The sequence below is a fragment of the Ornithinibacter sp. genome (genome assembly GCF_035443565.1).
Taxonomy (GTDB): Bacteria; Actinomycetota; Actinomycetes; order Actinomycetales; family Dermatophilaceae; genus Fodinibacter.
Map to the genome: position 1 here is coordinate 1 of NZ_DAORSO010000019.1, position 11,183 is coordinate 11,183.

General features: G+C 69.2%; 9 protein-coding genes. 3 read left to right on the forward strand and 6 right to left on the reverse strand.

Annotated features, from left to right (window positions below; all coding sequences use genetic code 11):
* Window positions 1–148 precede the first annotated feature (148 nt).
* The gene (locus PLL68_RS03920) at window positions 149–2,047 is read left to right on the forward strand and encodes a CocE/NonD family hydrolase (protein WP_324531830.1); all 1,899 of its coding nucleotides are present in this window, start codon (window positions 149–151) and stop codon (window positions 2,045–2,047) included.
* Between the two features lie 103 nt (window positions 2,048–2,150).
* On the opposite strand, the gene PLL68_RS03925 is transcribed toward PLL68_RS03920, so the two are convergent.
* From PLL68_RS03925 to PLL68_RS03950, 6 genes are all read right to left on the reverse strand, one after another.
* A complete protein-coding gene (locus PLL68_RS03925; protein ID WP_324531832.1) occupies window positions 2,151–2,366 on the reverse strand; it encodes a hypothetical protein in 216 nt (71 codons plus the stop codon).
* 136 nt (window positions 2,367–2,502) lie between these two features.
* Complete coding sequence (locus PLL68_RS03930) at window positions 2,503–2,928, reverse strand: PPOX class F420-dependent oxidoreductase (protein ID WP_281348954.1); 426 nt, start codon at window positions 2,926–2,928, stop codon at window positions 2,503–2,505.
* Between the two features lie 27 nt (window positions 2,929–2,955).
* Window positions 2,956–5,118 carry an alpha-galactosidase gene (locus PLL68_RS03935; protein ID WP_324531835.1) on the reverse strand — a complete coding sequence of 721 codons (2,163 nt, stop codon included), beginning with the start codon at window positions 5,116–5,118 and terminating at the stop codon, window positions 2,956–2,958.
* Entirely contained in the window at window positions 5,115–6,041 is a 927-nt protein-coding gene (locus tag PLL68_RS03940) for a carbohydrate ABC transporter permease (protein WP_324531837.1), read from the reverse strand. Before PLL68_RS03940 ends, PLL68_RS03935 begins: the two co-directional genes overlap by 4 nt.
* Window positions 6,038–6,958: a carbohydrate ABC transporter permease gene (locus tag PLL68_RS03945; RefSeq protein ID WP_324531839.1), complete on the reverse strand. Its 921-nt coding sequence runs from the start codon at window positions 6,956–6,958 to the stop codon at window positions 6,038–6,040. Before PLL68_RS03945 ends, PLL68_RS03940 begins: the two co-directional genes overlap by 4 nt.
* 25 nt (window positions 6,959–6,983) lie before the next feature.
* On the reverse strand, window positions 6,984–8,336 hold the full coding sequence (locus tag PLL68_RS03950; RefSeq protein WP_324531841.1) for an ABC transporter substrate-binding protein: 1,353 nt from the start codon (window positions 8,334–8,336) through the stop codon (window positions 6,984–6,986).
* Between the two features lie 263 nt (window positions 8,337–8,599).
* On the opposite strand from PLL68_RS03950, the gene PLL68_RS03955 reads away from it, so the two are divergent.
* Together PLL68_RS03955 and PLL68_RS03960 are read left to right on the forward strand one after the other, a co-directional pair.
* The gene (locus PLL68_RS03955; RefSeq protein ID WP_324531842.1) at window positions 8,600–10,588 is read left to right on the forward strand and encodes a beta-galactosidase; all 1,989 of its coding nucleotides are present in this window, start codon (window positions 8,600–8,602) and stop codon (window positions 10,586–10,588) included.
* Window positions 10,589–10,590: 2 nt separating this feature from the next.
* Window positions 10,591–11,183 (forward strand): DeoR/GlpR family DNA-binding transcription regulator (locus tag PLL68_RS03960; RefSeq protein WP_324531844.1); only part of this gene is annotated, 593 nt, incomplete at its 3' end.

Consider the following 11,183-nt stretch of genomic DNA (forward strand, 5'->3'; position numbering starts at 1 on the left):
CCGAGCCGGCAGAGTGCACGCTGGGTGACGGTGGCCAGAAGTTCTTGGTTAGTTTTCCCCCGCAACGAACTCACCACTGTTAGGTTCCGAAGCGCCGAGACGCCCCGCGCCATCCCTGCGGGCGCCGCCCTTCCCCAGGAGGTCCACCGTGCGACCCGCTGCATTCCTGACCGCGTCCATGGGGCTCATCGCCCCTCTCCTGATGGTCTCGGGAGGTGCCAGCCACGCCGCGGATGATCCGCCAACAGCACCGACGATCGTCGACGGCGTCACCGCCCCGGTCTTCGAGTACGCGGATGCGATCCGCGAGACGGTCTGGGTCACTGCCCCGGACCTCGACGGTGACGGCGCGCAGGAGCGCATCGCCACCGACATCATCCGCCCGCGCGAGCTCGACGGCACCGCACGGATCCCGGTCGTCATGGACGCCAGCCCCTACTACCTCAGCCTCGGGCGCGGCAACGACAGCGAGTTCAAGTCCTACGACGCCGACGGCAAGCCGGCGAAGATGCCACTGTTCTACGACAACTACTTCGTGCCACGCGGCTACGCGTTCGTCGCCCCCGACATGGCCGGCACCGGCCGCTCGACCGGCTGCGCCGACCAGGGCGGACGCTCGGACATCGAGTCGATCAAGGTCGTCATCGAGTGGCTCAACGGCAACGCGGTCGCCCGCAACGCCGCCGGCGAGGTCGTCGAGGCCACGTGGAGCAACGGACGCACCGGCATGATCGGCAAGTCCTACGACGGCACCCTCGCCAACGGCGTCGCGGCCACCGGGGTCGAGGGCCTCGAGACCATCGTCCCGATCAGCGCGATCAGCTCCTGGTACGACTACAACCGCTACCAGAACGCCGTGAAGTCGAACAACTACCCGAGCAGCCTGTCCACGACGATCGCCCAGCGCCGCACGGTCCCCACGAACTGCGTGGCGGCCAACGCCTTCATGAACGCCAACGACGGCGACGAGACCGGTGCGTACACCGACTTCTGGGCCGAGCGGGACTACCGCGAGGGCTCGTTCTACGACGTCTCCAAGGTCAAGGCCAGCGTGTTCATCATGCACGGGCTGCAGGACAACAACGTCCGCATGCGCAACGCGTCGACGTGGTGGCAGGACCTCGGCGAGGCCGGCGTCGACCGCAAGATGTGGCTGACCCGGCTCGGGCACGTCGACCCGTTCGACTCCGACCGTGACCGGTGGGTCGACACGCTGCACCGCTGGTTCGACCACGAGCTGATGCAGGTGGACAACGGCATCCTGAACGAGCCTGCCGTCGACGTCGAGGTCGCCCCCGACCGCTGGGTCCAGTCGGACGTCTGGCCCAGCAAGGGCTCCCGGATGATGAAGCTGGCCCTGCGCTCCGACGGCACCATGCGCCTGGGCACCAAGGACGACACCACGCTCAGCTACGTCAACTCGGCCGGGCTCAGCGAGGCCAACGCCGTGCGGATCGGGGCCAGCCCGAACAAGCTGCAGTTCCTGACCGGCACCACCAGGAGCGAGGTCCGGATCTCGGGCACCCCCACCGTCGACCTCGAGGTCACCCAGGGCCGCCCGGTCGGGCAGCTCTCGGTGCAGCTCGTCGACTACGGCGCGATGGACCGTGTGCTCACGACCAACGACGGCGCCCTGACCCTCACGACCGAGAGCTGCTGGGGCGCCTCGACCGCCGTCGACGACGCCTGCTACCGCGACGTGACCCGCCGGGTCGGGCCCACCGAGCTGCAGGTCCTCGCCCGCGGCTGGATCCGCCTCGACGGTGAGGGCACGAAGAACGTCACCGTCGAGCTCCAGGCCAACGACGTCGTCGTCCCCGCCGGCCACCAGCTCGGCCTCGTGATCAGCGGCAACCGCTCGGGCGTCACCGCCATCGACACCTCGGCGCAGACGTACAGCGTCAACCTCGCCACCTCACGGTTGAACCTGCCGATCGATGGCCCGATGGCCAGCTTCGCCCCGGGCCAGATCAAGCCGGAGAAGACCGTCGACCTGCGCGAGGGCACCCTGCCCCTGCTCGACGAGTTCATCGTCCCGCAGCCGTAAGGCACCAGGGCACAACAGCACGCCAAGAGGCGGCTCGGACCACGTGGTCCGAGCCGCCTCTGGCGTGTGGGCCCGAGCGCTCAGCGCCGGGTCTGGCGGGCGGTCAGCAGAAGGTCTTGGCGGTGGCGTTCTTGTTCTGGCCGCCACCGAGGGCGCCGACGAGCTGCCCGACGTTGTCGATACCGGGGAGGCCACCACTGTTCACGAGCTTGTGGACCTGGCCGAAGCACGCGGCCTGTGCCGGTGCGGCCTGGGCGGTGCTGGAGAAGCCGACCATGGCGAAAGCGGCAACTGCCCCTGCGACGAGAAAGCGCTTCATGATGCGTCCCTTCGGTTGGTGGGGTGCCTCTCTGCACCCGCTGACAGTCATTCCGTGAAGGGGGCGACCCCGGATGCACCGTGCCAAAGAATCTTTCCCGGCGCGGTCCGGGGAGAGCTGGTCGACGCTGCCCGGCTCAGGTCGCGTACGGCGATGGGGGCAGCGGGTGCGGCCAGTCCCCGCCGAGAACCCGGTCGACGTCGAGCACGATGACGACTCGCTCGGGGTTCTCGCGCGGCACGCGGTAGCGCTGCGCGTACCGCTGCTCGGCATCGCGCACGGATGCCGGGTCCTCCAGCACCCTCGTCGACCCTTCGAGGGTGATCCAACGACGGGCCTGCACCTGCGACAGCGCCGCCCGGCGGCCGGCGCGGGCCTGGACGACCTTGGCGCTGCTCCGACTCGCGATGACGCGCGCGACGAGCAGGTCGTCATCCCAGGTGAACCCCACCGGCACGACGTGCGGTGATCCGTCAGCCCGCAGGGTGGTCAACGTCGCGAGGTGCCGCTCCGTCATGAACTCCAGAGCGGCGAACGACAGGTGCGAAGGAGGGATGGCCACCGACCGAGTCTGTCACCAGCCGGGCCCTCAGGCGTCGACGCCCTCCAGGTGGAGGAGGAATCCCTGGGCCGGTGCCAGCACGGGCAGGGCCAACCCGACCTCGCCGAGTGCCGCCCCGCTGACGACGATCCCGTCGCCCAGCGCGGCATCCCACCACGCGGGTGGATGCACCTGGATCACGGCCGGCAACCCGGCTTCCGACCGCACCCGCACCCGGTAGCGACGCCCGGCATCCAACCCCCGCAAGGGCACGACCCCGGGTGCGACCCCGCGACCGGACACCGCCTGGACGACGCTGAACACCGCGGCCGACCGGTCAGGAGCCACGACCCCGCCGACGACGAGGGCCGGGTCCGGGTGGTCCGAGCGAACGGCATCCCCACCGTGCAGCAGCGGTCGCAGCTCGCGGTAGAGGGCCGACCACGCCCGCAGCGCGTCGAGTTCGTCGGCGCTGCACGTCGTGATGTCCCACTCCAGTCCCGCGTGCCCGCCGAGGGCGACGAGCATGCGCAGCGACAGGTCGAGGTGGCGGTGGGTGGTGTGCGCCGTCGGCGGGCCGATGTGCGTGCCCATCCGCTCGGGCGGCACGAGCAGCCCGGTCCAGCGCTGGATCGCCACCCGTTCGAGGGCGTCGTTGCAGTCCGAGGTCCACACCCGGTCGGTGCGCTCGAGCACGCCGAGGTCGACACGCGCCCCACCGCTGGAGCACGACTCGATCTCCAGACCCGGATGCCGCCGCCTGAGCTCGTCGAGGAGCCGGTAGGTCGCGCTCGTCTGGGCGTGCACGGCGGGCCGGTCCGTGCCGGAGCCGTCGGTGCGCACCACCTCGTGCAGGTCGCGGTTGTGGTCCCACTTGATGAAGTCGATGCCGTACTCCGCCACGAGCGAGCTCATCGCCTCCAGGACGTGCGCGAAGGCGTCGGGGTTCGCCAGGTCGAGCACGTGCTGGTGGCGCGAGGGCAGCGGCGCGCCCGCCACCGGGCCGAGCACCCAGTGCGGGTTGGCGCGCACGAGGTCGGAGTCGAGGTTGACCATCTCGGGCTCGAACCAGAGCCCGAACTCCATCCCCAGACCCTTGACGTGGTCGACGAGCGGGCTGAGCCCGTCGGGCCAGACCTCGTGCGACACCACCCAGTCCCCGAGGCCGCGGTGGTCGTCGCGTCGCGATCCGAACCAGCCGTCGTCGAGCACGAAGCGCTCGACGCCGATCGCCGCAGCCGTGTCGGCGAGGCGGCGCAAGTGGTCGAGGTCGGTCTGGAAGTAGACGGCCTCCCACGTGTTGAGCACGAGCGGCCGCGCGGTGGTGCGGTACCCCGGCTGGGCGCGCTGGTGGTGCACGAGGGCGCGGGTGATGCCGTCGAGCCCCTCGGTGGAGTGGACGAACACGACGCTCGGTGCCCGGTAGGTCTCCCCCGGCGCGAGCCTGACCTCACCGGGGGTCAGCGCCTCACCACCACCGAGCACGGCGGCGTGGGCGCCGGCACCCTCGGGCAGGCGCTCGACGAGGTGTTCGTGGTTGCCGCTCCACGCGACGTGGGTGGCCCACACCTCTCCGGAGCGGAAGCCGAAACCGGTGGTACCAGCGGCCATGAGGAGGGTCGCGTCGTGGCCGGTGCGCCCCCGACGACCGGTGCGCACCCACGTGCCGTCCGTGAGCGGGCGCCGCTGCGGCGCGCGCTCGCGGCACCAGCGGCCCGTGAGGTCGAGCACCTCGTCGGCGCGGGTCGGCAGGGGCAGCACGGCGCGCAGCGCCCCCACGTCGACGGGCTCACCCTCGGCGGCGGTGTTGGTCAGCTCGGTCTCGACGGTGAGCACCCCGTGCTCGTCGAGGCGGTAGCGCACGACCACGTCGAGACCGATGTCGGATGCCGTCGCACGCACCGTCGCGTCGTGGTCGCCGCCCTCGAGGGTGGCCACCCACCGAGGAGCGGTCCGTCCGCCGGCCCGGTGGACCTCCAGCGCCGGCGTGCCGAGCCAGCCCTGGCCCGACGTGGGCAGGACGGAGACGTGCCACGGGGCATCGGGCTGGTTGTGCGGGACGGGCGCGCCGGTGAGGTGCGCGAGGTCGCCGAGCACGGCATCCGGGAGGTCGGTGCCCCAGTGCACGACGTGCGGCAGGGCACCGCCCTCGTCCTGCGTGAGGACGAGGGCGGAACCAGCACCGCGAACGATGACCAGCGGTGTGCTCATCCCTTGGTCGAGCCGAGGGTGAGGCCGGCCACGAACTGCTTCTGCAGCACGAAGAAGACGATGAGCACGGGCAGGGCGACGATGATCGACCCGGCCGCCACGAGGTTGGTGTCGGCGAAGAACTGGCCGCGCAGGTTGTTCAGGGCGCTCGTGACGGGCAGCTTGTCACCCTTGGAGATGAGAACGGTCGCCCAGAAGAACTCGTTGTAGATCCAGGTGACCTGCAAGGTAGCCAGGGCCGCCATCGCCGGTCGCACCAGAGGCATGGTCAACTGCCAGTACTGGCGCCAGACGCTCGCGCCGTCGAGCTGAGCGGACTCGTAGATCTCGTACGGCAGCGTCTTCATGTAGTTGCTCAGCACGAACGTGCAGAACCCCATCTGGAAGGCGGTGTTGACCAGGATCAGCGCCCAGAAGCTGTTCAGCATCGTGCCGCCCTCGCTCATGAACGTCGGCAGCGGGATCTCGCGGAACATCTTGAACACGGGGATGAGCAGCGCCTGCGGGGGCAGCAGGTTGGCCGCCAGGAAGACCCCGAGCAGGGTGAGGTTGAAGCGGTAGGAGAACCGCGCCAGGACGAACGCGACCATCGAGGACAGGAAGAGCGTCAAGGACACCGCCGGGATGGTGATGAGCAGCGAGTTCTTCAGGTGCAGACCGAAGTTGCCGCGGTCCCAGGCGTTCTGGTAGTTCTCCAGCGTCCAGCCGCCGAAGGAGAGGTAGCCGTTGGTCTGCGTGTAGCTGTAACTGCGGAAGGAGTTGTACAGGGCCCACAGCAAGGGGAAGAGCCACAGCAGCGCGAGGATGAGCATGACGATCGTCGCGATGGTGCCGCGGCGCTTGTTCATCACCCCGCCCGCGCCCGTGTGGACGGACGGCTTGGCCGCGCCCGTGGTCGTGGCTGAGGTGGTCGTGGCGCTCATCGGCGCTCCTCCTGGAAGACGATGCGCAGGTAGATGGTGATGAAGACCGACGAGATGAGCATCATGATCACGGCGAGCGCCGAACCGAAGCCATACCGGGTGGCCTCGCCGATGACGTTCTGGGACACCAGGGCCGAGATGAGCTCGAGCCCGTTGCGGCCCTTGTTGATGATCCAGACGAGGTCGAACGCTCGCAGCGACTCGATGACGACGATGACCAGGACGATCAGGTTGATCGGCCGCATCACCGGAAGGATGACGTGGAAGAACGTCTTGACCTCGCCGGCCCCGTCGACGGCCGCTGCCTCACGCAGCGACGCGTCGACGCCCTTCAGGCCCGCCAGGTAGATGACCATGATGTAGCCGGTGTGCCGCCACGAGGTGGCGACGAGCACCGACCACAAATTGATGTCGGGGTCGCCGTACCAGTCGATTCTCGTGCCGAGCACGGCGTTGAGCAGGCCCTGGTCGGCGGAGTAGAACAGCTGCCAGATGAAGCCCACGAGGGCCATCGACAGGACCACCGGCAGGTAGAACGCAGTCTGGTAGAACCGGCTCCCGCGCATCTCGCGGTCGAGGACGACCGCGATGAGCATCCCGAGGATCGTCGGCAGGATGAACAGGAAGACCAACCAGATGAGGTTGTTCTGGATGGCGGGCCAGAACGGCGGGTAGATGGTGACGATGTCCTTGTAGTTCTGGGTACCGACCCACTCGATGCCGCTCAGCTTGAAGCCGTTCCACCTCGTGAAGGACAGGGCCACCGACGCGAGCGCCGGGAGCCAGACCAACCAGATGACGAACAGGGTGGGAACCCCGACCATCGCCATGACGACCAGGCGGTCGCGTGTGCTCTGTCGCTTCTCGACGCGGCGCGTGCTGCCCTTGCTGCGTCGTTTTGTCGTGGTGATGGCCATGGGGCTCCTCTCCTCGCTTCGTCCGTCAGCCGAGGATGGACGCGGCCTGCTGCTGGATGGACGTAGTGATCGAGTCGATGTTGTCGGGGTTCTTGATGAACTCCTGCAGCGATGCGGTGATGACGGTGTTCGCCAGGTCGGCGTTGGTGTCGCGGTCGAGGAACTGGGCGATCGACTTCGCGTTCTGGACCAGCTCGGCCGACTTCTTCTGCAGCTCGCCGTACTTCTCGGTGCTGGCACCGGAGTTGGCGGCGATGAACGGCGCGGACGCGTTGTTGTTCGCCGCGTCGGCCGCCTCGGCCGAGCCGAGCCACTTCGCGAAGGCCTTGGCCGGCTCCTGGTTCTCACTGCTGCCCGAGACGCAGAACCCGTCGATGGGTGCGTCGAGGGCGTCGTTGCCGATGGTGTCGTCGAGCGCCGGGAAGGTGAAGAAGTCGAGGTCGGCTGCGGCCTCCGGCGGCACGCCGTCGACGACGAAGGTGCCGAGCAGGTACATCCCGCACTCACCGTTGGCCATCGAGGTGGCGGCCTCCTGCCAGGTGCGGCCGAGCGAGTTCTCCTGCTGGTAGGGCAGCAGGGTCTTCCACGTGGCGAACACGTTGCGCACCTCGGGGCTGTCCCACTTCTGCTTGCCCTGGCACAGCTCCATGTGGAAGTCGTAGCCGTTCAGGCGCATGTTGAGCACGTCGAAGGTGCCCATCGGTGCCCAGGCGTCCTTGGCCGCGAAGGCGAACGGGGTGATGTTCTTGCCCTGCATGTCCTTCAGGAGGGCGTCGAAGTCGGCCCTGGTCGCGGGGGCGGTCCAGCCGTTCTTCTCGAAGACCGACTTCCGGTAGAACACGGCCCACGGGTAGTACTGGACCGGCACGAAGTACTGCTTGCCGTCGGGGGCGGTCGACGACTTCTTGAACGCGTCGCTGAGGCCGTCGATCGGCCAGACGTCGCTGATGTCGCTGATGAGGCCGTTCTCGGCGAACTGCGCCATGCGGTAGCCGGCAAACCAGGTGAAGACGTCGTCGGGCGTGCCCTGCAGGTAGGTGTTGATGCTCTCCTGGAAGGTGTTGTGGTCAACGGCGTTGGTCGTGACGGCCGCGCCCGTGTTCTTCGTGTAGGCGTCGGCCATGCCGATGAGGCGCTCGTAGCCCGGGCCCGAACCCTTGGCCTCGTTGATGCCGAAGGACACCGGGCCGGCCTTGGCGGAAGCCCCGCCGGATGCCACCGGGGCGGGGTCGCTGCCGCAGGCACCCAGGAGCGAAGCTCCTCCGAAGAGGGCCCCCGCGCCGATGGCGCCGCGCAGCAGGCTGCGCCGGTCGACGCCTCGCACGGAGGCGGGGAGGGTGCTCGAGAACTGTGCCTCACGCGAGGTCGGGCGTGCCATGGTGTCTCCTTTGACGGGGCTGTTCTGACAACTTCGATCAGAAACGAACATCTACGAACCTGAGTGTTCTGGCCAGAGGCAGCCGCTGTCAAGGGGTGTTGGTTACGGATTCGACACGATCGTCGCGCCCACCGTGCAACAAATCGCCCGTTGCGTACAGGAATCGGGCCGCTCCGGGCACCGAGGGCGGTTCGCCGAGTCGAGGGAGATTGGCTGTTGATAATTGTTGACAGATGTTTGTTCAAGGTCACAGACTGGCAACCATGCGTCAGTGGCCCGAGAACCGAATCGCCTTCGGCGGCGACTACAACCCTGAGCAGTGGCCCCGTGAGGTGTGGGTCGACGACCTGCGCCTGATGGCGCAGGCCGGCGTCAGCTTCGTCACGCTCGGCGTGTTCTCGTGGTCATGGCTCGAGCCCAGCAAGGGCGAGTACAGCTTCGACTGGCTCGACGACATCATGGACCTGCTCGGCGAGCACGGCATCGCCGTCGACCTCGCCACGGCGACCGCGACGCCCCCGCCCTGGCTCACCTCCGCCTATCCCGAGATCCTCCCCGTCGACCGGGAGGGCCACACCCTCTGGCCGGGCAGCCGCCAGTCCTGGTGTCCGTCCTCGCCGCTGTACCGGGAGTTCGCACTGGCCCTCACCGAGCGCCTCTCGTCGCGTTACCACGACCACCCGGCGCTCGCGATGTGGCACGTCTCCAACGAGTACGCCTGCCACAACCTGCCGTGCTACTGCGACACCTGTGCCGTCGCCTTCCGACGCTGGCTCGAGCAGCGCCACGGCACCCTCGAGGCGCTCAACGACGCCTGGGGCACGGCCTTCTGGAGCCAGCGCTACACCTCGTGGGACGACATCCTCCCGCCGCGCATCACGACGACGTTCGCGAACCCGACCCACGTGCTCGACTACTCACGCTTCGGCTCCGACACCCTGCTCGACTTCTACCGCAGCGAGTACGAGGTCATCCGCCGGCACTCCCCCGCCGTGCCGATCACGACGAACTTCATGACGATGAGCCAGTTCCGCCTCCTCGACTACCACGACTGGGCGCCGCACCAGGACGTCGTGAGCACCGACCACTACGTCGTCAACAGCCTCGAGCACCCCCAGGCCGAGCTGTCCTTCCACGGCGACCTCACCCGCGGGCTGGCCGGCGGTCGCCCGTGGATGCTCATGGAGCACTCGACGAGCGCGGTCAACTGGCAGCCCGTCAACCCCGCCAAGGTGCCGGGAGGGACGATCCTGGACTCCCTCGCCCACGTGGCCCGCGGCGCCGACACCCTGGGGTTCTTCCAGTGGCGCCAGTCGCGGTCGGGCTCGGAGAAGTTCCACTCGGCCCTGGTCCCCCACGCCGGTGAGGACAGCGACCGCTTCCGCGAGGTGTGCGAGCTCGGGGCGATCGCCGACCGGCTCGGCGAGGTCCTCGGCAGCCGTGTCGATGCCGACGTCGCGGTCCTCTGGGACTACGAGGCCCTGTGGGCCATGAGTGGCCCGTGCATGCCGAGCAGCGCCATCGACTACGCCACCGCGGGGCACACCATCCACCGGCTGCTGCGCGACCGCGGAGTCACCTGTGACGTCGTGCACCCCTCGGCCGACCTGTCGCGCTACCGCGTCGTCGTCGTCCCGACGCTCTACCTCGTGTCCGACGAGGATGCCGCGTCGATCGCCGCCGCTGCCGCCGCCGGCGCGCACGTGGTCGTGACCTACTTCTCCGGGATCAGCGACGCCAACGACCACGTCCGGCTCGGGGGCTACCCGGGGGCGTTCCGTGACCTGCTCGGCGTGCGCGTCGAGGAGTTCTTCCCGCTGAGGGAGCAGGAGGGCGTCGCGCTCTCGGACGGCGGCACCGGCTCGCAGTGGAGCGAGGACGCCACGGCCACCGACGCGCAGGTCGTCACGACCTACGCGAACGGGCCCCTCGCCGGACGTCCGGCCGTGACCCGTCGGGACGTCGACGCCGGGGTCGCCTGGTACCTGGGCACCCTCCCCGACGACGCCTCCCTCGGTTCCCTGCTGGACACCGTCCTGCGCGAGTCGGGCGTCGAGTCGGTGGTGCGCACCTCGCCGGGAGTGGAGGTCGTGCGACGCCGATCCGACTCCGGCAGCTGGTTGTTCGTGCTGAACCACACCGACGACGCATGCCAGGTCACGGCATCCGGCCACGACCTCGTGTCGAGCACCGACGTCGGGCCGACACTCCACCTGTCGCCGCGCACCGCGGCCGTGGTGCGGGAGGGGTGAGCGTGCTCGCCAGCCAGCGCCGTTCCGCCATCCTCGCGCTCGTCGAGGAAGCGGGCGCCGCGCGGGTGTCCGAGCTCGTGGACCAGCTCGGCGTGTCGGACATGACCGTGCGCCGCGACATCGAGCGCCTGGACGCCGAGGGGCTGCTCGAGCGGGTGCACGGCGGCGCCATCGCCCTGCTGCCACGGGCCGCCGACGAGCCCGGCTTCAGCGCGAAGTCCTCGCTGATGACCGCGGAGAAGCACGCCATCGCGCTGGCAGCGGCTGCCCTCGTCGAGCCCGGGGCCACCATCGGGATCTCCGCCGGGACGACGACGTACGAGTTCGCCCGGGCCATCCGCAACATGCCCGCCCTCACGGTGGTGACGAACTCCGTGCCGGTCGCCCAGCTGCTCCACGAGGGCAGCGGCAACCACGTGGTCGTGCTCACCGGTGGGGTGCGCACCCCGTCCGACGCCCTCGTCGGGCCGGTCGCCGTGTCCGCGCTGAAGGGCCTGCACGTCGACCGCCTCTTCCTCGGTGCCCACGGCATCGACCGCAACGCCGGGCTCACCACCCCCAACCTCGTCGAGGCCGAGACCAACCGCGCCCTCGT